Source organism: Lentzea sp. NPDC036955, from assembly GCF_055608005.1.
In genome coordinates, this window is the sequence record NZ_JBVJRC010000021.1 from 1 (window position 1) to 21,720 (window position 21,720).

Consider the following 21,720-nt stretch of genomic DNA (forward strand, 5'->3'; position numbering starts at 1 on the left):
CAGCACGAGCACCAGGCCCCCGCCGTCGACCCACCCGCAAGGCCCTCACCAGCACGAATCACATCCCCACCCGATGCTGAACCGCGGACTCCCCCACGCCGCCCAGGGTGCAGCCGGGCTGGGCCAGGTCGAAGCCCACGTAGCCGAGCCGGACGACGCCGAACCCGCGGACCACCACGAGGACCAGGCCCCCGCCGTCGTCCCACCCGCGAGGCTCTGACCAGCACGAATCACATCCCCCGCCGGACCGGGAGGCGAAAAGGCCGGCCAAGCCGGACGACGTCGAGCCCGCGGCGCCTCCTGGTCGAGCAGCGCGCGAGGTTCGAGGTCAAGGCCGGGCCGGACCGGGCCGAGCCTCCGACATCGAGGGCGAGCAGCTCGGCCTGCTCGACCTCAGCGGCCGACGTCAAGCAGGCCGAGACCGAGCCGGCCGAGGTCGAACTGGAGACCAAGCTGGCCGACGTCGAACAGGCCGAGATCGAGATCGAACTGGAGGTCGAGCAGGCCGGCGTCGAACACGACGGCCGAAGCCGCCGAGGTTCGAGGTCGAGGTCGAGCAGGTCGAGGCCGCCGAACAGGACGACGCTCGCGCCCTCACGCGAAAGGCCGGCCAACCACCCGACCTAACACCACCTAACACTCCTCACCAGCACAAATCACATCCCCCTGCCGGAAAGGCCGGCGGAACAACCGCACTCCCCCGCAACCACACAGGTCGAGCCGATCAACGCTGAGGGGCGCGACCGAGGACGAACTGGTCGACGCCGAGCCGCAGAGCACCTCCAGCAGCAGCACGACCACGAACGTTACGAGGTTCGTGCCGAGGTTCGTCACGACGGTGAACCTCGGCCTGAACACGAGCGAGGCCCGTCCCGGCAACGCCGGGACGGGCCTTCGAGCATGCCGGGCAGAGCACCACGTCCGGTTTCACCTAGCCGTCGTCGCGGAAACGCTCTTCGGGCGGCTGGCTGTCGCGCAGCACGTCGGTCAACCCACTGCGCAGCCCGTGCGCCTGCCGCGTCAGCACGACCACCGCGGCCACCGTGATCACCATCGGCATGAGCACGAAGGGCGTGATCAGCTCGAAGAAGGTGACGATCACCATGCCCGCGATACCGAGTAGCACCACCCGCGGCGAACGCCAGCAGCAGCATGAGGCGCCGGAACATCTGGGCGTTGCCCAGCGCGACGACCAACAGGCCGCGTCGCCGGGGAGGCGCCGTATCGCCGGGCTCGTCCCGGTCGTCACGACCATCGCCGAGACGAAAAGCGTCACGACCGCCGTCACCGGACTTGTGCCGGTCATGACGGCCTCCGCCGGCTTCGTGGTGCTCGTGGTGCACGTGGATGTCGCCGTGCACCACGAAGTTGCGCACCCTGCCCACGATGCCGGTGAAGCCCTCCGGTGCCACCTGCTCGGCGCCAGCCGGGTGCGCCATCTCCTGGCCGCCGCGCAGTGCAAGCGCGCTGAACAGCAACTAATCACGTCCCCAGCGGACGCCGAGCCGGTCGTGCAGACGAGTCGGTCAGACCACCACGCGGGAACGCCGGCCAACCACGCCGTCTTAACACCACCTAACACGCCCCACCAGCAATAACACGTCCCCACGCACCCAGTCCGTCAACCCCAGCGACCCACGCCGACCCGCGGGCGCCCGGACTCACGCGCACCTCGACGACGTCCCCTGGCAGATCCACGGCGAAGCCGCAGGAGCTGGCACCTTGAGCACGAGACACACCGCTCGCAGATCTCCCCCAATGCAGGGAGGCCAACACCGAGAGAACTCCTGCTTGAGGGACGCCGGTCCCTCAAGCAGGAGGGCGCCAAGGCCATCAATCGCAGGGGAGCCATGCATTCCGCCGGACACACCCACTAGTGGGACTGTCCGGCGGAATGCACCACCACCAGCCTGCGACACAGCCCCCCCAGCTCCCACGAGTGCAGCAGCGCCAAGGAGCTCCTCGGGCAGCACACGCGCGATCGCGGGCGAGTTGTCGCGCGCCGGTCGGCAGCGACAGGAACGCTGGACCCCCCAGGCTGAGCAGTGGGCTTCGCGTCCGCAGACCTCTCGCAGGAGCGCAAGGTAAGGAAACTCAGCCGACTTAGAGACCCTCAGCTTTTCTCTCTGATCTCCCTTAACGACACCCTTCCGGGTATTCACTTTTTTCACGAGCCATCTCAGGGCCAGCAAAACGCTATGGACTCCTCTGTGTTGCGCGCCTAACCTAATGTAGACAGATCCGATCAGGCGAGACAACCGCGAGGGAAAAATGCCTGAGACAATTACAGCAGAAAAGAGATACGAATATGGAAACCTTAGAAAGCGCCGAAGAATCAGTCACGACCCCGTACTACGCTCCACCCCGCCGATTCCGTGAGGGCGACCCCTTCCTGAGAGATCATCAGGTGTGCGTAGACGGCTGGCCCTGCGACACAGACGAGGGCGAGGAATGCCCCTTCACCTCAGGTCACAGCTGGTAAGACACCTCCTAACGTCACATCAGCTGCACCTAACTCGCACCACAACAGATGAGGCGATCCAACGGGAGCCAGGAAAACCCCGCCCGAACTCGTGCGGGGTTTTCCTTATGTTTGGCAAGCAGGGGTTCACCGCACCGAGACTCGGCTTTCAAAGCCACCGAACAGCCCAAGCGCATGAGACCGATAATTACTAGCCCTTGTTTGAACTATCACTTCACTCGGGTTGTACTCCTATACCATCTGCCCCAACTCTGAGGACGAAAATCGCGAAAGGATGGTTGTGGTGGTGCGAAGTTCTGTGTCGTTCATGGTGGTCAGGGCGGCATGTGGGACGACGAGGACGAGCACTGACCCTCACGTCCCGTCCAACGAAGCCTTGTGAGCCGCCGACTTCCCCCCACCCGGTGTGGTCGGGAACGAACTCAGAATCCGCCCTCTCTCCAAAAGCAAGAGAGCCCAAACCAGATCATCACAGGGGACTCCTCCGGGGCCCGTCAGCAGGGAGTTAGAGATGTCCGCACCGTGGTTCCCGCCTGCCCAGATGGCTGGCGGGCAGGCCAACATCCAGTGGCTGCCTCAGCCCGGACAGGCCGTCGTGCCGGCCTTGTCCAAGCAGCTGCTCAGCCAGGCCCCCTGGATCTTCGTCGTCTACATGGCCTTCCAAGCAGCGTGGACGCCCGGACAGATCACCAAGCTCCTCATGGTGATGATCCCGCTCGCGATCGTCACCGCGATCGTGAAGGCCTGACCGATGCCACCGCAGGAAGAGCCGCCCGCCCCCACGGGGCGGCTCCCCGCCTTGTCGCCAGCTCCACTGTGTTCGGCGCCCCACCGAGTTCACCGGCTCAGTTACCGTCATCCCCGGCTTGAACTCCTCTGGCAAGACGAGGCTCGAGTATCTCGTCTCACAGTTCGTGAACGAGGGCGACCGGGAGGCGTACGACCAGCTCTACGCCCGGTACTTCAAGAGCGTCGTCGCCCATCTGAGGTCCAAGGGCTTCAGCCACGAGTTGGCTCACGACGCGGCGTAGGAGGCCTTCCTCGCCGCGATCGGCGGTCTGCGACGGCTGGACACGCACGGGGCGGCCCTGAGGTGGCTGTACACCACGGCACGGCGGTACGCCCAGCGGATCAGCGCGGTCACCGACACGCAGGTCCCTGTGGCCGCGCTGGACGCGCTTGCTCCGCCGGTGCACGACGAGAGCTTGTTCGTCGCCGACGCGATCGCCATCTCGGCGGCGATCGAGCGGTTGCCGCTGGGTCCCCGCGAGGTCTTGCTCCTCATCATGGAGCAGGGCATGAGCATCAACGAGGTCGCCGAGGTGCTCGACGTCAGCCGCGTCACCGTCAAGGGCTTCTTGAAGGTGGCGCAGTCGCGGCTGGCGCTTCAGCTGCCCCAGGTGGCTGCCGAGCTGCGCCTCCGGGAGAAGCCACCGCGGCGTGTGCTGCCGAAGTCGTCGGTCTGGCAGCAGCGCATAAACTTCGACCAGCAGCTGGGGAACCTGCCGTTCCGGCGGCGCGAGGTCCTGGAGCGCTACATCCACCGCGGCCTCAAGCCCACCCAGATCGCGGCGGAGCTCCGCATCACGCCGGGGTGCGCGCGCGTGCACGTCTCCCTCGGGCTGACCGACCTCGCGAAGCGTCTTGGCATCGACCGGGAGTCGCTGGTCGAGCAGATCCGGGCGATGCGCGCGGCATGACGCGGTGCTGCCCTTGAACCGCGGTGTTCAGCCGCTGATGAGGATCGGCACGGCCGTGTCGATCGCCCACCGGTAGCCGCCGGCCGTGCTGGGGTCCTGCAGGACGTCGACCAGCACGGCCCGCGCGGGCATCGTCAGCACCACGTCGGTGATCAGTCCCTCGGACACCGCGGCGAGCCAGGCCGGTGCCGTCGAACTCCGCGCCGTACAGGACCGTCACGTGTGGCCGGAACTCTGCGCCCGCCGACGATTCGGCGTCGGCGCCGAGCACCGCGCGCACCACGGCGCCGACGTGCTCCGCGAGCTCCAGCACCTCGGAGTAGGGGTGCACGTCCAGCACCAGCGAGGCGGCCAAGCTCTCCCCTGGCCTCGAAGAGATCGCCGCGACCTGGCGGCGTGGCGCGGCCGACGACACCGTCTACGCACCGTCTACGCCATGAACGGCCTGGTCACCTGGACCATCTACGAACACCTCGACGGCGACGACCCGCGGCGTGCCGCGCTGGAATGGCTCGAGGACTACGCCCGGATCATGCGCGCCGCCGGATTCACCGACATCGCGGTCGCCCAGTTCCCGCACTAGCCGCCGCGTCGGTGCATCACGGCCGGCACGGGCCACGCCGACGCCTCTCGGCGACGTCGACCTCATGGCGGCGCGGGTTCGATCAGCGAGGGCCGGAGTGCAGGAAGGCCTGCACAGCGGCGGCGAGGCGGCGCGCACCACACCACACCACACCTCGTCGACGTCGACGACCAAGCCAACGACAACGCGAGGGCAGCGGGCGCGTCGCGGGCGGCGCGTTCGGCGAGCCAGCCGCCGACTTCACCTACATCGAGACGACGCCGCCCGGCACGGTCATGAACGACGCCGAGGAGCTCGTCGACAGCACGCACGCGGCGGCGGGCGGGAACGGCGAGACCACGCCGACTCCCAGCGTCGTGAGGTCCAGGCGCCGGATGACGGGGACGCGGTCCTGGCCGGCGGCCTTGGCGACCATGTCGATCGGGATGCCCTCGATCAGTTAGGTTCGTGCTGAGGTTCGTCACGACGGTGAACCTCGGCACGAACACGAGCAAGGCCCGCCCCGGCAACACCAGGACGGGCCTCTGATCATGCCTGGCAGACACCACGGCCGGTTCATCTAGCCGTCGTCGCGCAGTGTCAGCGGGTCGCTGGTCTCGTCGACCCGCGGCGACCTCCAGATCGAGGTGCTGCCGACCGAGATGATCAGCGAACAGCGGCGAGCACCGCACGCAGGGCGGCGGCGTCGAACCGGAAGGCTTCGTGGATCGACCTGGTGACGCTCTTCCGCTCGTTCAACACCGTTGTGTAGGCGGCAAGCAACTGCTGGTAGGAGTGCAGCATCGGCATGTGCGAGTTGCCGCCCTCGTGCTCGGCGTGCCGATCGTCGAAGTGGTGGGCCAGGGCCGGCCATTTGTCGTCGGCGATGAGGTGCTTCGCGAAGGTCAGCAGCCGGTGCTCGTAGGAGTCGTTGTAGTCGAAGCCCTGGAACCTCAGCAGGAAGTCTGCGTTCTCGCCCAGCGACGCGCGCGCGTCTTCATCGAGCCGCTCGAGGCAGGATTCCAGGACGGTGAACATGTCCAGGATGTCGTACACCAGCGTCGCGTCGGTACTGGGCATCTCCGGGACGATCGCGCCGAAGACCGACTCGTACTCGACGGTGTAGCCCTGCTCCAGCACCTCGGCCAGGCGGCGGTGGTAGTCCCGCTCGCTCTCCGGCCCGACCGAGGCAATGAGCTCGTGCAGGAGCCGGAATGTGTGTCGCTGGGTGATGTCCAGGCTGGGCGGCACGTGGCGCGGGGCCTCAACATTCCGGCCAACCAGTTGCAGGAGTGTCTGCCGCACGAGCTCGCTGAGTGTCACGCCCCGGCTCTTGGCCAGCAGCTCCAGGTCATCGCGATCGTGGTCGTCCAAACGTACCGTGAGCGTCGCCATAATATCCCCTGTCTTACTAATCGTATTACTGTGTTACGCATAAGCATACAGTAGCACCTCCTGCCTCATTGTCAGGCGTTCACGACCGTCGCCGGGTACTTCTCGACGACCATCTCCGAGAACGTCACGATGACCGATGAGAACCTCGTGACGACCGAGACGACGCCGGACGCCACGACAAACGGCACGAAGTCCGGCGCGAGCAACGCGACGCCGGGCACCGCGAGCGCCGACGCGGCCGCGGCCGGGTTCCCGGACTTCGCGAGCTCGGCGAAGGAGTTGAGCGGCATCGTGCTGCAGCGGCGGCTCGCCGACCTCGAGGTCGCCGCACTGCAGTAGGTGCGCCGGCCGGACGAGACGACGCGCACGTACGCCGCGAACTGGCAGGCCTGGCAGCGCTACTACGCCAAGCTGCAGATCCCGCCCACCACCACGACCACCGGTGCGTTCGTCGGGTTCGCCGCCTGGCACGTGCAGCGCGAGCTGGCGCCGGCCACGATCGAGCGCCGCGTCTACGGCGTGCTGATGACCCTGCACGACCTCGGCCTGGCCGTGGAGCCGGTGGCGATCGGCACCGCGATGGTCGCGCTCGCCCAGTACGTGCGCGAGCTGGCCGAGGCCAACGTGCGCCGCGGCCGCGGCCCGGCCCACGCGGTCACCGTCGCGCAGCTGCGCCAGATCTGCGCGGAGCTGCCCGACACGCTCGCCGACGTCCGCGACCGCGCGCCTTCAGACAGGGCGCTGTGGTGGTACCCGTCCGGGCACGAAGTAGTTCGCCAGGTCGTCGAGGAAGTACAAGAACAGCAGCGGGGTGACGGTGCCCCAGGCAGCCTGCTGGTGGTGCAGATCCGCCGTGATGGTCAGGTACCGGCACGCGGCGGGGTACTTGGGCTGGACACCACGCAGGTTCCAGCGGTTGCCGTGAGCGGCCGCGTTACGCAAGTGCAGGGCGAACTGCAGCAGTGGTACGTCCGGCCGGCGGTGCCCGCCGTCTTTGATCATCTGGCCGAGCACGGTCGCGGCGGTCGTCATGCTCATCGTCATGAGGTCGCGCACGGCGTCGCCGGGCAGCTTCGAGGCCGAGGCGAGCACCTCGCGCGTGGAGAACGCGATCTGGTCGTGGCCGGGGCCGTCGGTGAACACCAACGGGATGTCATCGTGCGGCCCGACGCCGGTGAGTTGCTGATGTGCCCGCAGCACCGCCCGGCCCTCGTCGACGAGGGTGATCAGCGTGAGTTGCTGCACCAGGACCACGGTCTTGAACTGCAGTGCGCGATCGGCGATCTGCTCCCCGCTGGGAGTCGACATGCATCTCCTCACGATCCGAATGAGCGCACGGCGCCGTGGCGCGGGTACGTCGTAACCAGCAAGTCCTAGTGCGGCCGCAGACTCCGGAGGAGCTCGTCATACTCACCGCGGCCCTGGGCCTGCTCGGCACGGCCGACGACGTCGTCGGCCGTGCTGAGTGGCATTCGCCTGATGCGCGCTGCCCGCGGTGGGCCGGAGATGTGGAGGGTGCAGCGCCTCGAGCACCGGCGCCGCACCCTCCACGATCAGGCGCTACTCCGAGCGGGACGCCGGGTTGTCGAGCTCCCAACGGCGCGCTTCTCGATCAGCGTTGCGGGCGCAGATCATCGCCTTCAGCGCGCGCGTCCCGTAGTAGAGGGTCAGGCTCAGAGCACCGAGCACCCCTCCGCCGATGACGCACGGCTGCAGGGGCGCCTCGACCAGGTAGCCGAGCACGACAGGGGTGCTGGCGACCCCGATCGAGCTCACGCACGCCACCAGGTGCGCGCCCGCGTTGTTGGTGCTGGAGCCCGGCAGGGTCTCGAGCCCGCCGGAGAACTCGGTGCCGTCCGGCAAGACGACCTTGAACCCGACGCGTTCCCGCGGCATCAGCGGGAACGCGCTACCGGTGGGCATCTGGTGGCTGAGGTCCGTGTGAGGGATCTCGTGGCCGAGGTCCTCCACCGGGGGGCGGGTACCGGGTTCGGAAACGGGATTGTCGTCGTCGCCAGCAGGCGGACGAGTGGTGCTTGCCATGGGACTCTCCTGGGGGTGGAAGTCGTTCGCAACTTCGGGCTGGGGGCCCGGAGCGTGTCTCCAGTCGCGAGAGTACCGCACAGCAAAGGAAACCTGTAGAGCCGAGTAGAACTAGATGAGCTGAGAAACGCTAGGAGACGCTGAGAGCCATCACTCATACATCATCACTCTCATGGCGTACGCACGGGTGTTGACATTACACGTCAGTAAGTGCACTATTGCTCTCATAGTGACGAGTACGGAGCGCTCGGAGCACACCCGTCACAAGATCAGGGCCCCGATTTACCGCGGCAACGGTGGGGCAGGAGGCTGATCTTGATGTTGCTCACTCTCCTTGGCCGGAGTGCGGTGAGCGGTGCTGCCGTCGTTTCGTAACGACAGGGTTGGGAAGGTTATGTGATGGGCAATGACGTGGAGACACTGGAAAAAGGCCTGTCAGAGAAGGATCTGAAGGCGCTCGAACGAGTCACCGTGAATCTCGTGCGCCCGGCTCAGACGAGTCTGCAGCGGCTCATGGAACTCACCGGGCTCAGCAAGACCGACCTGGTCAACCGTGCTCTGCAGATCTACGGCGACCTGCAGCAGACGATGAGCACGGGTGGCGCCGTGTACGTCCAGGAGCAGCCGGATGCTGATCTCGAACGGATCCGGTTGTACTGAGCACGCCTGGGACAGCTTCGCGCTCACAGTGCTGACGTCGGATAGGCACCGCCACCGCGCTGTTCCACCCCGCAACCGCCCGGTCGATGCGTTCGAGTGTCTCCAAACTCTCCTGCCTCATAGACCGTACGCAGGTTCGGGTAAGCGTCCGTGCCACCACCGGTACCGATCGACTTCTTCGCTGTGACACGTCTGTCACCAGCCAAAACAACAAATTTGCAGGACGCGAACGGTGTTGGTGCCGGGATGAAAGGCAGGGGGCCTTCCATCCCGGCACCAACACCGTTCGTCTGTCCACGAGCTGGCGTCGACTCGCGGGCGTTCAGCGGCGGGATCAGGAAACGTCGGCGCCACGCGGAGCTTGGCCGGGGGAGCAGCAGACGAGGCAACCACATCGGCTTGCCACCACGCATCACATCTGTCGTCGTCAACGACGTGGGCCGCGGCAAGCGCCAGTAGGACGGCTGCCCAGGCGCCTGCACTTGCGTTCCTCTCCAGCGGCTGCGCGCGCTGTCCGGCCGGCTTCGAGAACCCGTGTGGTCGCGATGCGGAACCCATGTTCGAGCTCGCCGACACCGTGGTGCGGTGACAGCTGAGGACGCGTGCCTAGTCATTCGACACTATGCGGCCAGGCCCCGATACGCGTCATGGGTGCAAAGCCAGACAGGCAGTTCCGCCATCCGGAACGGACTGCGGGCACGTTTGCGCACTTCAGTGCGGCGTTCGAGGCATTGCATACGAAAACTCTGGCCAACATCCGCTCTCTTGAGGCAGTGTCGCTACCACGAAGTGGCGACCCTCGCGCATCGTGACCCGAAGTGGAGCTACCTGGCCGCCTCAGGCCACTTAACTCCAGAAGAGCTTTGACCTGCGTAAAGAAGATCCGTATCAAGCGGGCGAGTGATCTTCACCAGCTTTGTGATGTAGCGCACTTCACCCATATGGATGACGGGCACATTGCCTAGAGTTGTGACCGACGGGTAGCAGTACGCTTATCCCGGATAATTATTCGTATCCGAATGGAATGTAACGATACTGTCGCGGCAAGCGACAAGACGGCGTAGCGAAATTAGAGGCAGCCAGCACCGGCGGCAACCAGCGCTGGCTCCCTGACTCGAGCAGGGCGAGCTGCACGAGCCCTGCCACTCCGGTAGATGCGGGTTGGTTGCATCTACCGGCGCAGCACCTTGGAACAGCATCACCAGCGAGCCTGGGAACAACCTGGCCGGGGACCACCCGTCACGGGACCCGCGCCAGCCACTCGTTGGTTAGACACCTGTAGGCCGTTGGACTCGCCTACACGTGTCGGCCCGCCCCGGGACCCTCTCCTGAAGAGGCCGAGGCCGGCTTGACGTATGACGGCTGCCCGACGGCCGTGGTGTCGCTGGACCCATACGAGGCCAGCTGCCGACTCAACGTAACCACGAGCACACGCCACACTCAAATGGCTTGTGACCGCCGTTACTCATCCGGATAGTACGGCGAGGCGGTAGTTGCACTGTCTTTGCAGGTGAGAAGTTGTTCGGCGAGATCGACTACACCGGCATGTCCCAGTCAAGATCATTACTGACCGTTAGCCACTGCTAACCAAATTCGGCTCCGCAACCCCCCACCAGGGTGATACCCCCGCCGATCGGATTCAGCGTCACTTCGTCTTCCCTGAAGAGCGACCGAGCCACCTCCTAGCACAGAGACCGGCGGTCCGTCTCAAGATGCCGCTACTCCGTCGACCCACCAGGATGTCTGCTCATTGCGTGCAGCGGGGGGTTTACGCACTACATGACCACTTCTTGTCCAGTTGACGCTTGATCCGTCGTCGATCACAGCTCCGACCCCGACTACTGGTCGGCCGATCAGCCCAGCACAGCGTTTCCTGGGGAGGTCTCATGGGTCGTGCACCGTCGCCTCCGCCACGGTGGCTGCGCCACCTGGTCGCGTTCACGCCGCTCATGATCCACCCGCACCTGTTCGCGCTCACCGTGCCGCTCATCCTGGCCGCCGTGCTCGTCGGCATCAGATTCAGCGCGGTCAGACGGTCTCGTCGTCCCCGACGCCCTCGAGGCGGACGGGCTGCCCGCTCGCTGGCGGCTGCGGATCGGCCTTGAGCCCCAGGGTGCTGGTCGCGCAGCTGCACGTGCGCGCCCCGTCGCGCCGTGTCGCGTGTGTGCAGTCGGTAAGCGGTCGGCCAAGCCGTCACGCTCGGACTTTCCTCGCGACGAGCGGCCTGGCTGACCCCGGAGTGGTGAGAATCGAGGGTTGCTCATGACCGAGCGGTCGACTCGGGACGCGCGGTGCTTCAGCAGCTGGAGGCGGGTGATTCCGGCTGCTCTGCCTCAACGTGTTCGGCGTTCTGCGGGCGGGCGAAGCTGTTGTAGTGCTCCTGGGCCACGGTGATCGCGTCGGCGTCACCGGACTCAATCGCCTTGAGCAGCTTCACTTTGGCGCGGTGCTTGGCCTGGCGTTTGCGCCACTTCGCCGGGCTGTTGTGCGGGCCTCCGTACTCGTCGCAGGGACAGCGGACGCCTCCCTTGATGCACATCAGCCGCAGTCATTCGTGTGAGTGGCCTGGACGTACCTCGCGGTCACGCGCAGCTTTCGGCCGGCCTGTTCCTCGGAGGTGCTCACGATCCGGTAGCCACGCTGGCGCAGATTGGCCAGCCAGGCATCGATCTGCGCGGGACCAGCGGTCTTCGTCTGGCTCAGTTCCTCGGGCTCGGGTTCCGCACTGGTGGCCGGGGCGGCCAGGTCGGCCTCGGGCAGCCCGTACGGGTACCGCAGACCGTCCAGGACTCTGTCGGCCGTGGCGTCGCCACCCTCGATGGCACGGAGGCGGAGCTCGGCCTCGTGAGCCGCGGCACGATCTCCTCGATTGAGGGCCGTGCGCAGTGCCTTTCCGGCGACGCTGCGCTGTTTGCGAATCCGCGCGTTCTCGCGCCGCTCTGCGGGAGTACGGCCCCCGCAGTTCGGGCACTGGCGGTGTGCACGGCACATGACCTCATGTTCTCACGACCCCCTGACGCGGTGCGGGACGCTGGCCGAGAGGTATCGGGGCGATCTACGCGGCTCGTGGCCGTACGGTCTGATCGTGGCAAGCGCGGGAGACGAGATCGCCGAGGCGCAAGGGCGCAGCTGGTCGGCCAACCCGTCGCTCGCCGGGAGGCTGGCTGCGGTGCGCCGTTGGCGGGAGACCAACAGGCAGTCTCCGCTGCTCGATGTGCTCGGCCAGGTCGGGGGCGACGTGTGGAGCGTGGGGCAGGACTACGCGCTGGGGCAGGTGCTGGCCGGCCTTCGGAATGGGCTCGTACTGCTTGCCGAGGTCGACCTGACGGAGATGGGTACGTCGGCGTCGACTCGCGAGGCGTTGCAGGCCGCACTCGCCCCCGAGGGCCAGGTGCACAGCATGGTCGACGAACAGCTGTTCCTGTGGTTCTCGTGGGGACGCCTCGCCCAGGTGCGGCAGCTCTGGGCACCGGTTCCCGTAACCCGATCACTGACCAGCCCGTCCACGATCCCCGTCCTGCTCGGCCCGGCCACCGCTGCGGACGTGCTGGCGCAGCTGCGCGCACGAACCGCTGTCGCCCGCTGGCCCGCTGGGCACCGCACCCTGTCGATCCTGCTCACCCATCCCGCTGGGCGTGCAGTACCCACCATCGGCCCGGTAGTGGGCTTCTGGGCCGGTGAGGATGTCGTGCAGCTCCGGGTGCAGTCGATGCGGTGAGTCGCGCTAGTTCGGGAGCGAGCGACCTGGCAGGCTGTCGCCAGTCCGAAGTACCCGCCCACTCGGGGCGGGGAAGTGCACGGATCTCCGGAGGCCTTCGTGGCGCAAGTACATCTCATCTTCAGCCAAAAAGGTGGCGTGGGAAAGACAACCGTCACCGTGAATCTCGCGGCGACCCTCGCCAGTGTGCTCGGCAGCGATCCGACCGCGCCCACCGTGCTTGTGGCGAGCATCGACCCCCAGCAGTCCGCGGTGTGGTGGGCGGAGCGCACCAACCTGGACCTGTTGCCGTTCGACTTCGACCAGATCGACGACAACATGGCGGCCGTCAGCAAACTCGCGAGCATGGACTACGAGCACGTGTTCGTCGACGCTCCTGGTTCTCTTGCGCGGCCGGCAATTCTGACGCGGGCGCTGGAGCAAGCAACGGACGTGCTGGTGCCGATCACGCCCGAACCGCTGGCGTACGAGCCAACGCTGAGGACGGTGCGCAACTTCATCGAGACACGGGAGTTGCCGTACCTCTGTGTCCGCAACAACTGGGACCCTCGCGACGGTCTCACCGACCTCAACGCGTTGACGACATGGCTGTCGGACAACAAGCTCAAGTGCGCGAGAACGGTCATCCGCCGTTACAAGATGCACACCACCGCGTCCGGTGAGGGACGTGTGGTCACCCAGTACCCGAAGGGGCGCACCGCGACCGAGGCGCGCAACGACTTCTTGAGTCTTGCGCTGGAGTGCGGCTACGGCGGAAGGCGGGCGGCCTGATGGGCAGGCGTCGAGATGTAGTCATCGACGAGAGCCAGCACGTCCTGCGCACGGTGCCGATCGCGTCGATCGTGAACGACCCGCAGAACGAGCGCGACTCGTCCGAGGAGTACCTCAAGCAGATGGGTGCCTCGATCGAGGAAGTCGGCCTGCTTCAGCCGATCGGCGTGATGCGCTACGAGCTGTACCTCGGCCACTTTCCTCAGTACGAGGAAGAGGTGGGCACGCACGACTGGGTCGCGCTGTTCGGCAACGATCGTTTGCGCGCGTGCCGCTTCACGAGCCTCGAAGAGGTGCCGGTGGTGGTGATGGATCGCCTGGGCCGCGAGGGGAAGATCCGCACAGCGGTGCTCGTGGAGAACATCCAGCGCTCGGAGTACCCGCCGCTGGCCGAGGCGAAGGCGCTCAAGGAGCTGGCCGAGGAACTCGGCAGTCAGGGTGAGGTCGCGAAGCGGATCGGGGTGTCGCCAGGGTTCGTCAGCCAGCGGGTGAAGCTGCTCAAGCTGGGACCGAAGCTGCGCGAGGCGCTGAACGCCGGTGCGCTGCGGATCGAGGACGCCCGCAAGCTGGCCGGGGTTGCGGTCAGCAAGCAGGAAGCTGCCTGGCGTGAGTTGGAGACGGAACGTAAAACCGCTGGTCAGAAGCCAGGTATTTACGCCGTAAACGCTGCGGGTGCTTCGAGCGACAGGAAGAAGAGCCCTCGTGCCCCAGCGCCTTCACCGGCATCTCGTGAAGACGAACCTGCTGCTCAGGGGCCACATCTTTACGCCGTAAAGGGCTCCGGGCCGGTCATGATCGCGTTGGACGACGATCCGCAGACCATCGCGAACCAGCTCCAGGAACACCTGACGCCTGAGGCGTTCTCGGAGCTGGTGGGCGTGTTGTTGGAGCGGGTCGAGCACTAGCCCCCGGACACGCGGAAACGGCCGGCGGACTCCCCAGTCAGGGAGTCCGCCGGCCGTTTCACGATGGTGAGGTGCGGTGCTCGGGTGGGGCTACTTCTTGTAGTTGTTGGTGACGGAGCCGTCGGGGTGGGTGTAGGTGTTCGTCGTGGCGTCGTAGGTGCCGCCCGTGATCACGTGGTGCTCGTTGTACGGGCACAGGTACATCTTGCAGACGCCGTGCAGCCCGCCGGGGTGCGGCTGGCCGTTGGCGGGGTGGCGGTTGGGGCAGCTCGTGAAGGTGGCGGACACGGTGTCTCCTTCGTGTTGGCTGAACAGCGGGATCTGGTTGGGGTCGGGGATCTGCTCGGTGGTGATCTCGTGGCCGCATCCGTCGACGCAGCGCTCGAACCGGTGCTGGATGTGCTGGGCGGTGCCGCACTCGGGGCAGGTGACCTTCCAGCAGCGCAGCTGCTCCCGGCGGGGCTTGCCGGGGTAGACCTTGAACGCTTCCCTGATCGAGAGGACCCAGCCGTAGCCGCTGCGGACCCGGTCGGCGTGGTCGGCTTCAGCGTCCGCGCGGGTGGGGTGGTGGGTGATCTCCCAGCAGTCGTCGCGATCGATCCACCAGCACGGCGCGGGCAGCGCGTACGCGACCGGGGCGCGGTCGACGAGGCCGGCCGCGGTCACCCGGCCACCACCGTGGGCAGGTGCTCGCCGAGCTGGGCGCGCTCGGCCAGGGCGAAGGCCGTGTCCTGTTCGCGCGTGACGCCGACCAGGCGGGTGTTCTGGGTGACCTCGTACACGCCGTCCGTGTAGAGCACGACTTCGGCGCGGGTCGTGTAGGCGACGTACGGGGTGGGGCTGTACTGGAACAGCCAGAGGTCGACCTTTCCACCGGGCAGAACGCGGCTGGTCGTCACCATCTTGGTGGGATGGTGCTGGAAGGGCACGGGGGCCATCGGGTGAGCACCTCCTACAGGACGGCTTTGAGCACGACAGAGACGGCGAGCAGCGCGGCGGCCAGGAGCATGGAGTCGACCGCGAACCGGATGTCGCCGAACTTGGTGCGGGTCACCGCGGCGACGCGGGAGGCATCCAGGCAGCGGGCGCGCAGGACGGTTTCCTCGGGTGCGTTGCTGGTGACCGCTTCGTAGAGCGAGGTCGGTCCGTTGACCGCGGTGTCGAGCCAGGTACCGGGCACGGTGGTCGAGCTCAGGCGCGGGCGGATGCACAGCAGCAGCCGCACCAGGGCGTAGGCGAGCGGGAGACCCGCGGCGATGGCGCACCCGAGTGCGATCTTCGGCATCGGCTGCTGGGTGTAGTGGTAGAGGCCGCCGAGGGCGAGGCCGATCAGGGCGAAGAGGGCGGTGGCCTTCTGGTCTGCTCGGGTGGCTTCGGTGCGGGAGTCGGCGAGGACGTCGCGCACGGTGCTGTCGGAGTCGGTCATGATGAGGCGCTCCAGCTCTGGCTGGTTGGAGTGATAGGGAAGGCCGGCCGGACAGGCGTGCTGTGGAAGGCGTTGAGCCTGTCCGGCCGGGCGCGCTCAAGTGAGCTGCACGAGCTTGGCGGCGAGCTGTTCGGTGAGCGGGTTCGTGGCGGTGGTGTTGTCCCAGGCGACCGCGCGGGTGCCGTTGATGCGGACCACGGTGCCGAGCTGGGGGCGGAACTGGTCGGCCCACTCGGTGTGCTCGACGCGGGCGCCGTCAGGGATGGTCGCGGGGTCGACCAGGCGGGCCGTCACTTGCCGGTCCAGGGCTGGCCGGTGCGGTGGTCGGTCACCTTGACCTTGTCGACGTCGCGCAGGTGCACGACCTCGGCGGTGGACAGGGTGTGGGTGTAGGTCAGGCCGCCGTCCGGCCGCGCGGTGTAGACCGACCAGTAGTCGGGGTCGGCGCTGTGGTCGACGACGACGTCCCAGGTGATGGTGAATGTCATGGCGTGGTGCCCTTTCGCTGTTCGGTGAGGGGCTAGTGCGGGAGGTGCTGGAGGAACGCCGGAACGCCGCCCTCGTAACGGGTGGCGATCATGGAGACCACTTCGGCGTCGGTGAGCTGGTCGACGTCGCCGGAGTCGCTGGCGGGCCAGGCGAGCACGCGGGCGAAGGCGCGCATCCGGGCGAGCTGGTCGCTGGTGAAGTCGGCCGGGTCGATCGAGGTCATGCGCACTCCCAGAAGGCTCGGTCAGCTCTCGCCGAAGTCGTGGTCGTAGAGGCCGAGGAAGCCGTTGAGGCCGCCGGCGTGGTGGTTGCCGACCCTCTCGATCACCTCGGCGTCGGTGAGGTCGTCGGCCTGCTCGGAGTCGGACTCGCAGTCAGCGATCCAGGAACGCATCACGATGAGCTGGTGGGGGGTGATGTGGGCGGGAATCGCGGTCATGGCCAGGTCCTTGTCAGTAGGCGATCTTGGCGAGCGAGAGGTAGACGCGGGCGGCCGTGATGTCGGTGTACTTGGGCGCGGTGAGGTAGTGCTGGGGGTCGATCCGGTCGAGCAGCTTGTGGGCGTACTCGGGGATGTACTGGCCGGACTGCACGAGGCTGATCAGGTCGGCGGCGATGCAGCTGGCACGGGTCCAGCGCTCACGGTCGTCGTCGAGCTCGCTCAGGCGCGCGTGAAACAGCAGGTCCTCGGCGCGGGCGCGGCACAGGTCGATCAGGTCCTGCTGGTCGGCGCTCGGCCGGGGCGCCGAGGGCGCCGGCAGGGCCGGGGCGGGGCGGCGTTCCGGCGCGGTCAGCACGACCGTGTGCTGGTCGCGTCGGTGGTGAACGAACGCGGGCACGCTGCCGGCCATCCACGCGAGCGCGGTGACTCCGGCGGCGAGGGGCGCGTGCACGGCCTGGGCGCCGTCGTAGGCCATGGCGACCGAGGCGGCACCGACGAGGACCCAGCCGATGCGGGCGCCCCGAGATCCGGCCCAGGCGAACACCAGCAGCACGGCGCAGGCGCTGGCCCAGGCCTGGGCCAGCCCGTGGGGTGCGAGTGACAGGCCGCTGGAGTGCTCGGTCAGGTAGGCCGTGATGGGCTCGATGACCAGGCGCACCACCTGGGAGTCGAGGATGCGCTGGCCCAGGCGGGCGACGTCGCTCTGCTGGGCGGCGTTGACGATGCCGTTGAACAGGAACGCGATCAGGGCCAGGCCGCCGAGCACGGCGGCGATCGGGGCGACACCGGAGGCGATGTAGCGCACCTCGGCCCAGTCGACGGTGTTCCACCAGTCACGCAGACCGGCGGCGATGCGGGCGGCGTCGGCGCGGCGGTGGCCCAGGAAGCGGCGAACGGCGTCGCGGGGAGCCGTGGCGGTCTGCGTGGAGGTGTCGGGCTCGTTGGTCACGGGGTGAGTCCTTCCGGGTCGGCGCTGTCGGGTGGTGCGGCGGGCAGGTCGAACAGCAGGTACATCGAGGCCGCTAAGGCGACGGTGCGGGTGTGCTGGCGGGTCTGGGCGTGGTGGGCGGTGTCGTAGTTGAGGTGGCAGCCCTGGCACATCGCGCGCAGGTTGGCCGGGTCGCAGTGCTCGGGAACGTGGTCGAGGTGGGCGGTGGTGAGCACGACTCGGCTGCCGGTGCCGTAGGCCGGCTGGTGGTGGTGGTTGCGGCAACGCCGGTCGCGGTCGAGGTGGCGGAGGTCTCGGCCGCATTCGCCGCGGCACTCACAGCGCCATCCGGCGCGCTGCTTGATCGCGAGGCTGATCGCGGGCCAGTCGGCTGGGTAGCGGTGCTCGTTCTCGGGCCGAATGGGCATGAGTGGCTGCTCGTCGTGTGGGACCGGCTGAACGGGCGGGATGAGTGGGCACGCCCGTTCAGCCGGGAGCGGTGGCAGGAAGTGCGGGACGTTGGCGCTGCTGTGTTCGGCGGGGCTGGTGTTCAGAGGAAGGGCGGGTAGTCGGCGGCGGCCAGGGCGGCGCGCAGGATGACGTGGTGGTTGGAGGCGAGCTGGGTGTCCAGCGCGGTGGGCACGGGCACCCACACGGCGGTGGCGTCTCCGGTGGAGGCGATGCTCGTGCTGGTGATCAGGGACAGGTAAGCGATGCTCGTGACGTGGCCCCGCGGGTCGCGGCCGGGCGTGGTGTAGGTGCCGAGCTCGATCAGCGGCATGTGCGGGGAGAGGACGAGGCCGGTCTCCTTGACGAGCGCGCGGCGGGCGGCGTCGGCCGGCACCTCGTGCACGGCGACGTCGCCGCCGGGCAGCGCGTAGTGGCCCGCGAAGGGCCCGTGCACGCGCTCGATCAGCAGCACGTTCCACTGCCGCGTGTCGACATGCGGGGCCAAGACCACGACGCTGGTGATGCGGTGCGCGTTCTCGTCTTTCACTGGGTCTCCTGTGATGTGGGCAGGCGTGGCACCGCCCGCCCTGCGAGGTGCGCGGGGCGGGCGGTGGGGGAGCCGTTGAGCCGGGGGTTCAGCTGGTGCGGTGCCAGGCGACGACACCGGCCGAGTTGGTGCCGTACCCGTCGCGGGAACCGGCCATCTCGCAACCCAGGCACACGAGGTCGACGGCGGGGTGGCCGAACAACACGGCCACGCGGCAGGACTCGTCGACGTACACGAGGCCGGTCACGGTGGCGTCGATCAGCGGACCGCTGAGCACGTGTTCGAGGATCTGCTGGTCCTCGGTGGACAGCCTCATACGGTCGCGGTCCACTGCTCGGCCAGTTCTCGCGCGTCCTGCTCGTGCTCGAACTCGTAGGGCGTCTCGGTCTTGGTGAGGTGCACGGCCCAGGTCTGCGCGCCGGTGCACCACACGCCGTACGTGCCGTTCGGCCGCTGGCGTGCCTTGAAGGGAACGGTCATGTCGACCTCGTTTCGGATGGGCGTGCGTGGCGTGCTGGTCGGGGCCGTGGCGATAGCCGGGTTATCGCCACGGCGGGGAGGTGGTCAGTCCCAGAGCTGGGACCAGCCGCGGACCGGGCTGCGGCTGCCGGTGCAGGTGATGTAGTCGACCAGCGCGACCAGGTCGGGGTCGTTGAGCTGCTCGCGGTCCAGGCCGCGGTGCAGGTCGCGCACGAGCGCGGCCGGGTCGGTGATCGCGCCGGTGGAGGTGAAGCTGTAGGAGTCGCTGGCCTGGCCGGAGTGGTACTCGCTCGCGATGCGCCGTGCGGCGCCGTCGGTGATCATGGGCTTCTCCGTGTCGTGCGAGTCGGGCGGCAGGGGTCGGGTCAGGCCGCGTTCTCGGGGTCGTCGGGGTCGGTGTCGGGCCACTGGATGTCGTCCTTGCCCGGCTGCGAGGTCAGCACCGGCGGTCTCCTCTGTTCTGCGGGTGGGTCGGGGGCCGTGGTCACGCGGGGGTCAGGCTGAACGGCGAGCTGCTCGCGGTCAGGCCGGGCAGCGCGTGGAAGCCGTCGCCGGCCGTGGTGATGTCGAGCCCGGCGAAGCCGTGGCGGGCCAGCACGTCGAGGCTGACCATGTCGCTGGTGCGCAGGGCGATCCGGTTGCCGGACAACAGGGTGGTGCGCAGCCGGTCCGATCCCGCGAAGGCGTCGTACAGGTGCAGGACCTGGGTGGTGGCCAGCAGCATCAGCCCGCACTTGGCGCCCTCGCGGCCCAAGGCGGCGAGCCGATCGGCACGGGAGCGGTCGAGCAGTCCGTGCATCTCGTCGAGCACGACCGCCACGAGGGGGAAGTCGTCGGTGGGCTCCAGCGTGTCGAGGCGCTGGTCGGCCAGCATCTGCCAGCGGCCGTGGAGCTGCTTCTCCAACCCGTCGAGGATCGAGTCGACGCTGTCGGGGCCGCCTCGGGCAGCGGCCATCCGCCACAACGCCGACGAGGACGCACCGCTGCGGCCGTCGAGGTGGACCAGCATGGCGGGCATCTGGTCGAGCAGGCCGCGGGTGATGGTCTCCAGGACGCGGGTCTTGCCGGTGGCGGGGTCGCCGGCGATCAGGCCGTGGTGGGTGCGTCCTGCGGTGTAGGCGAGGTAGGAGGCGGGGCCGGTGCCGTCGTCGTGGCGGGCGAACGGCACGAGGGTGACGGGGCTGGTGCTGGTCGACATCGGGTTCTCCTGGTGCTGGGCTGTTGGCGGGGCATCGCCTTGGCGATGTCCGCCGGGACGCGGCGGGCAGGCGGGCGGAGCGAAGGCCGGGGCGGTTCGAGCCGCCCACCTGGCGGCGGAACGGGGTCTCAGTTGCAGGCGGAGCAGACGTGACCGCCGGAGATCGGATCGCCGCAGACGAAGCACGTGTCGCTGTTGTGCATGGGAATCGCCCTTCCTGGTCAGGCCTGGTCGAGGTGGTTCAGCGCGGCGGTGAGCAGCGGCAGGTGCGCGGGGTAGAGCTGCCCGCGGTCCTTCTTCTGCACGGCGTTGACCAGCGCCACCAGGCTGCTGAACGGGAACCAGGCGGCGTCGAGGGCGTCGTCGGCGCCGACCGCGAGCACGGTGTGGGGCAGCCGGTACACCGCGGCGGTGGTGCAGATCCAGGCGTGGTCGGAGTTGCGCGGGTCATCGACGTAGCCGCACGCGACGATCGCCGGCGCCTGTCCGGCCAGGTCGACTCCGGTTTCCTCGCGCAGCTCGCGCACCAGCGCGGCCGGGGCGGTCTCGCCGGGGTCGACCATGCCGCCGGGGATGGCCCACTGCTTGGTGTCACCGCGCAGGATCAGCAGCACGTAGCGTTCGCCGTCGCGGTCGAGGTCACCGGCGACGACGATCGGGTCGGCGGAGCAGTTCTCTCCCCAGCGGCCCAGGTTGCGGCCGGTCTTGCCGGTGCGGCCGGCCGGGTTGAGCGGCCACCGCCAGACGTCGAACGTGAACGGCACCAGCGCCATGGCCACGCGGGCGGGCCAGTTCGGCACGTCCTCGGGCGTCAGGTACGGCTCCGACCAGCCCTCCGCGACGCTGCCGGGCAGGCCCTTGCGCGTGAGCTCGGGTGGGGTGATGTCCACGGGCGTGTAGTAAGGCCACGGCGTCGACCACGGCCGCCGGTCCTCGGGGACCGGGATACCCGCGGGCGTGAACTTGGTCTTGGGCATGGCAAACAGGCCCTTTCGGGTCGAGGTGAAGGGGGTTCGCGCGTTGCCCGTGCGCACGTGTGTGCAGAACACTGTGCGGGCCTGCGCTCGGGGTGCTACCGGGTGAGGTGGTGCACCCTGGTCCGGCGGACGTTCTTGGCGGTTCGAGCCGCCGGACCAGGGCGGGCCGGAGCAGCAGTGCTACTTCCGCACGCTGTCCACGTAGTCGACGCCGCCCGCCCCGGCTGGTCCGGAGCGGGCGGCATCGTTGGTGGAAGAGGCGAACTGGGCTGCTAGCGGGACATCGCCTTGGCGATGTCCGCCGGGGACGCGGCGAGCAGGACCCGGTAGGCCTCCTTGGTCGGCTTGTCGTCGATCACGACGAGGTCCTCGGCGGTGCAGGTGCGGGCGAGGTCGACCGCCTCCTGGTCGCTGCGCACCTCGGGGTTGGCCTTGCGGGTGTCGGCGATGACGAGCGGGAGGGCGTCGGTGAGCTTCATTGCGGTGGTTCCTTCCGGGTTGTGCTGGACGGACATGGCACCGCCCGCCCCGCCGGGGGGGGAGGGGA

General features: G+C 68.0%; 35 protein-coding genes. 10 read left to right on the forward strand and 25 right to left on the reverse strand.

Going from position 1 to position 21,720, the window contains the following annotated elements; genetic code table 11:
- Positions 1 to 393 precede the first annotated feature (393 nt).
- Entirely contained in the window at positions 394 to 519 is a 126-nt protein-coding gene (locus tag ACZ7CF_RS41705; protein ID WP_470372476.1) for a hypothetical protein, read from the reverse strand.
- A gap of 412 nt (positions 520 to 931) precedes the next feature.
- Positions 932 to 1,105 carry a hypothetical protein gene (locus tag ACZ7CF_RS41710; protein ID WP_470372477.1) on the reverse strand — a complete coding sequence of 58 codons (174 nt, stop codon included), beginning with the start codon at positions 1,103 to 1,105 and terminating at the stop codon, positions 932 to 934.
- Between ACZ7CF_RS41710 and ACZ7CF_RS41715 the strand changes: the two genes are divergently transcribed.
- The 3 genes from ACZ7CF_RS41715 (at position 1,092) to ACZ7CF_RS41725 (ending at position 4,182) form a co-directional block, all read left to right on the forward strand.
- Positions 1,092 to 1,598, forward strand: a complete 507-nt coding sequence (locus ACZ7CF_RS41715; RefSeq protein ID WP_470372478.1) for a hypothetical protein — start codon at positions 1,092 to 1,094, stop codon at positions 1,596 to 1,598. The two genes, ACZ7CF_RS41710 and ACZ7CF_RS41715, sit on opposite strands and share 14 nt — an antisense overlap.
- Before the next feature lie 1,395 nt (positions 1,599 to 2,993).
- Positions 2,994 to 3,230, forward strand: coding sequence for a hypothetical protein (locus tag ACZ7CF_RS41720; protein WP_470372479.1), 237 nt, complete (start codon positions 2,994 to 2,996; stop codon positions 3,228 to 3,230).
- 412 nt (positions 3,231 to 3,642) lie between these two features.
- Positions 3,643 to 4,182, forward strand: a complete 540-nt coding sequence (locus tag ACZ7CF_RS41725) for a sigma factor-like helix-turn-helix DNA-binding protein (protein ID WP_470372480.1) — start codon at positions 3,643 to 3,645, stop codon at positions 4,180 to 4,182.
- Between the two features lie 27 nt (positions 4,183 to 4,209).
- On the opposite strand, the gene ACZ7CF_RS41730 is transcribed toward ACZ7CF_RS41725, so the two are convergent.
- Positions 4,210 to 4,350, reverse strand: a complete 141-nt coding sequence (locus tag ACZ7CF_RS41730) for a hypothetical protein (RefSeq protein ID WP_470372481.1) — start codon at positions 4,348 to 4,350, stop codon at positions 4,210 to 4,212.
- A 268-nt stretch (positions 4,351 to 4,618) separates the two neighbouring features.
- Here ACZ7CF_RS41730 and ACZ7CF_RS41735 point away from each other — a divergent pair, with 268 nt between their 5' ends.
- Positions 4,619 to 4,765: a hypothetical protein gene (locus ACZ7CF_RS41735; RefSeq protein ID WP_470372482.1), complete on the forward strand. Its 147-nt coding sequence runs from the start codon at positions 4,619 to 4,621 to the stop codon at positions 4,763 to 4,765.
- A 244-nt stretch (positions 4,766 to 5,009) separates the two neighbouring features.
- Here ACZ7CF_RS41735 and ACZ7CF_RS41740 read toward each other — a convergent pair whose 3' ends face one another.
- A complete protein-coding gene (locus ACZ7CF_RS41740; protein WP_470372483.1) occupies positions 5,010 to 5,180 on the reverse strand; it encodes a hypothetical protein in 171 nt (56 codons plus the stop codon).
- A gap of 230 nt (positions 5,181 to 5,410) precedes the next feature.
- Positions 5,411 to 6,139, reverse strand: coding sequence for a YfbU family protein (locus ACZ7CF_RS41745; RefSeq protein WP_470372484.1), 729 nt, complete (start codon positions 6,137 to 6,139; stop codon positions 5,411 to 5,413).
- A 129-nt stretch (positions 6,140 to 6,268) separates the two neighbouring features.
- On the opposite strand from ACZ7CF_RS41745, the gene ACZ7CF_RS41750 reads away from it, so the two are divergent.
- The gene (locus ACZ7CF_RS41750; protein WP_470372485.1) at positions 6,269 to 6,478 is read left to right on the forward strand and encodes a hypothetical protein; all 210 of its coding nucleotides are present in this window, start codon (positions 6,269 to 6,271) and stop codon (positions 6,476 to 6,478) included.
- Positions 6,479 to 7,516 carry a hypothetical protein gene (locus ACZ7CF_RS41755; RefSeq protein WP_470372486.1) on the forward strand — a complete coding sequence of 346 codons (1,038 nt, stop codon included), beginning with the start codon at positions 6,479 to 6,481 and terminating at the stop codon, positions 7,514 to 7,516.
- Positions 7,517 to 7,699: 183 nt separating this feature from the next.
- Here ACZ7CF_RS41755 and ACZ7CF_RS41760 read toward each other — a convergent pair whose 3' ends face one another.
- Positions 7,700 to 8,182, reverse strand: a complete 483-nt coding sequence (locus tag ACZ7CF_RS41760; RefSeq protein WP_470372487.1) for a hypothetical protein — start codon at positions 8,180 to 8,182, stop codon at positions 7,700 to 7,702.
- Positions 8,183 to 8,581: 399 nt separating this feature from the next.
- On the opposite strand from ACZ7CF_RS41760, the gene ACZ7CF_RS41765 reads away from it, so the two are divergent.
- Positions 8,582 to 8,842 carry a hypothetical protein gene (locus tag ACZ7CF_RS41765; protein WP_470372488.1) on the forward strand — a complete coding sequence of 87 codons (261 nt, stop codon included), beginning with the start codon at positions 8,582 to 8,584 and terminating at the stop codon, positions 8,840 to 8,842.
- Between the two features lie 2,296 nt (positions 8,843 to 11,138).
- Here ACZ7CF_RS41765 and ACZ7CF_RS41770 read toward each other — a convergent pair.
- Both ACZ7CF_RS41770 and ACZ7CF_RS41775 read right to left on the reverse strand, forming a co-directional pair.
- Positions 11,139 to 11,381 (reverse strand): hypothetical protein, encoded by a 243-nt coding sequence (locus tag ACZ7CF_RS41770; protein ID WP_470372489.1) that lies wholly within the window; start codon positions 11,379 to 11,381, stop codon positions 11,139 to 11,141.
- Positions 11,381 to 11,833: a hypothetical protein gene (locus ACZ7CF_RS41775; protein ID WP_470372490.1), complete on the reverse strand. Its 453-nt coding sequence runs from the start codon at positions 11,831 to 11,833 to the stop codon at positions 11,381 to 11,383. Before ACZ7CF_RS41775 ends, ACZ7CF_RS41770 begins: the two co-directional genes overlap by 1 nt.
- Positions 11,834 to 11,927: 94 nt before the next feature.
- Here ACZ7CF_RS41775 and ACZ7CF_RS41780 point away from each other — a divergent pair, with 94 nt between their 5' ends.
- The 3 genes from ACZ7CF_RS41780 to ACZ7CF_RS41790 all read left to right on the forward strand — a co-directional run bounded on the left by ACZ7CF_RS41780 (position 11,928) and on the right by ACZ7CF_RS41790 (position 14,236).
- Positions 11,928 to 12,560: a hypothetical protein gene (locus tag ACZ7CF_RS41780; RefSeq protein ID WP_470372491.1), complete on the forward strand. Its 633-nt coding sequence runs from the start codon at positions 11,928 to 11,930 to the stop codon at positions 12,558 to 12,560.
- Between the two features lie 99 nt (positions 12,561 to 12,659).
- A complete protein-coding gene (locus ACZ7CF_RS41785) occupies positions 12,660 to 13,331 on the forward strand; it encodes a ParA family protein (protein WP_470372492.1) in 672 nt (223 codons plus the stop codon).
- Positions 13,331 to 14,236 (forward strand): ParB/RepB/Spo0J family partition protein, encoded by a 906-nt coding sequence (locus ACZ7CF_RS41790; protein ID WP_470372493.1) that lies wholly within the window; start codon positions 13,331 to 13,333, stop codon positions 14,234 to 14,236. The genes ACZ7CF_RS41785 and ACZ7CF_RS41790 overlap by 1 nt, the downstream gene beginning before the upstream one ends.
- 90 nt (positions 14,237 to 14,326) lie before the next feature.
- Here the strand turns inward: ACZ7CF_RS41790 and ACZ7CF_RS41795 are convergent, their stop codons facing one another.
- From ACZ7CF_RS41795 to ACZ7CF_RS41875, 17 genes are all read right to left on the reverse strand, one after another.
- Positions 14,327 to 14,902, reverse strand: a complete 576-nt coding sequence (locus ACZ7CF_RS41795; protein WP_470372494.1) for a hypothetical protein — start codon at positions 14,900 to 14,902, stop codon at positions 14,327 to 14,329.
- Positions 14,899 to 15,174, reverse strand: a complete 276-nt coding sequence (locus tag ACZ7CF_RS41800) for a hypothetical protein (protein WP_470372495.1) — start codon at positions 15,172 to 15,174, stop codon at positions 14,899 to 14,901. Before ACZ7CF_RS41800 ends, ACZ7CF_RS41795 begins: the two co-directional genes overlap by 4 nt.
- A gap of 14 nt (positions 15,175 to 15,188) precedes the next feature.
- Complete coding sequence (locus tag ACZ7CF_RS41805) at positions 15,189 to 15,662, reverse strand: Pycsar system effector family protein (protein WP_470372496.1); 474 nt, start codon at positions 15,660 to 15,662, stop codon at positions 15,189 to 15,191.
- 96 nt (positions 15,663 to 15,758) lie between these two features.
- Positions 15,759 to 15,956 carry a hypothetical protein gene (locus ACZ7CF_RS41810; RefSeq protein ID WP_470372497.1) on the reverse strand — a complete coding sequence of 66 codons (198 nt, stop codon included), beginning with the start codon at positions 15,954 to 15,956 and terminating at the stop codon, positions 15,759 to 15,761.
- Positions 15,953 to 16,150 (reverse strand): hypothetical protein, encoded by a 198-nt coding sequence (locus ACZ7CF_RS41815; protein WP_470372498.1) that lies wholly within the window; start codon positions 16,148 to 16,150, stop codon positions 15,953 to 15,955. The genes ACZ7CF_RS41810 and ACZ7CF_RS41815 overlap by 4 nt, the downstream gene beginning before the upstream one ends.
- Before the next feature lie 32 nt (positions 16,151 to 16,182).
- On the reverse strand, positions 16,183 to 16,374 hold the full coding sequence (locus tag ACZ7CF_RS41820) for a hypothetical protein (RefSeq protein ID WP_470372499.1): 192 nt from the start codon (positions 16,372 to 16,374) through the stop codon (positions 16,183 to 16,185).
- Between the two features lie 21 nt (positions 16,375 to 16,395).
- On the reverse strand, positions 16,396 to 16,590 hold the full coding sequence (locus ACZ7CF_RS41825) for a hypothetical protein (RefSeq protein WP_470372500.1): 195 nt from the start codon (positions 16,588 to 16,590) through the stop codon (positions 16,396 to 16,398).
- A gap of 13 nt (positions 16,591 to 16,603) precedes the next feature.
- Positions 16,604 to 17,542, reverse strand: coding sequence for a hypothetical protein (locus ACZ7CF_RS41830; protein WP_470372501.1), 939 nt, complete (start codon positions 17,540 to 17,542; stop codon positions 16,604 to 16,606).
- A complete protein-coding gene (locus ACZ7CF_RS41835; protein WP_470372502.1) occupies positions 17,539 to 17,949 on the reverse strand; it encodes a hypothetical protein in 411 nt (136 codons plus the stop codon). Before ACZ7CF_RS41835 ends, ACZ7CF_RS41830 begins: the two co-directional genes overlap by 4 nt.
- Positions 17,950 to 18,071: 122 nt before the next feature.
- Complete coding sequence (locus ACZ7CF_RS41840; protein ID WP_470372503.1) at positions 18,072 to 18,518, reverse strand: NUDIX domain-containing protein; 447 nt, start codon at positions 18,516 to 18,518, stop codon at positions 18,072 to 18,074.
- Positions 18,519 to 18,606: 88 nt separating this feature from the next.
- The gene (locus ACZ7CF_RS41845) at positions 18,607 to 18,834 is read right to left on the reverse strand and encodes a hypothetical protein (RefSeq protein WP_470372504.1); all 228 of its coding nucleotides are present in this window, start codon (positions 18,832 to 18,834) and stop codon (positions 18,607 to 18,609) included.
- Entirely contained in the window at positions 18,831 to 18,998 is a 168-nt protein-coding gene (locus ACZ7CF_RS41850) for a hypothetical protein (protein ID WP_470372505.1), read from the reverse strand. The genes ACZ7CF_RS41845 and ACZ7CF_RS41850 overlap by 4 nt, the downstream gene beginning before the upstream one ends.
- Before the next feature lie 84 nt (positions 18,999 to 19,082).
- Positions 19,083 to 19,322, reverse strand: coding sequence for a hypothetical protein (locus tag ACZ7CF_RS41855; RefSeq protein WP_470372506.1), 240 nt, complete (start codon positions 19,320 to 19,322; stop codon positions 19,083 to 19,085).
- A gap of 41 nt (positions 19,323 to 19,363) precedes the next feature.
- Entirely contained in the window at positions 19,364 to 19,486 is a 123-nt protein-coding gene (locus tag ACZ7CF_RS41860) for a hypothetical protein (protein ID WP_470372507.1), read from the reverse strand.
- Complete coding sequence (locus ACZ7CF_RS41865) at positions 19,483 to 20,196, reverse strand: P-loop NTPase family protein (RefSeq protein ID WP_470372508.1); 714 nt, start codon at positions 20,194 to 20,196, stop codon at positions 19,483 to 19,485. Before ACZ7CF_RS41865 ends, ACZ7CF_RS41860 begins: the two co-directional genes overlap by 4 nt.
- A gap of 221 nt (positions 20,197 to 20,417) precedes the next feature.
- Positions 20,418 to 21,173, reverse strand: a complete 756-nt coding sequence (locus ACZ7CF_RS41870) for an NUDIX domain-containing protein (RefSeq protein ID WP_470372509.1) — start codon at positions 21,171 to 21,173, stop codon at positions 20,418 to 20,420.
- Positions 21,174 to 21,445: 272 nt separating this feature from the next.
- Positions 21,446 to 21,652, reverse strand: coding sequence for a hypothetical protein (locus ACZ7CF_RS41875; protein ID WP_470372510.1), 207 nt, complete (start codon positions 21,650 to 21,652; stop codon positions 21,446 to 21,448).
- Positions 21,653 to 21,720 lie beyond the last annotated feature (68 nt).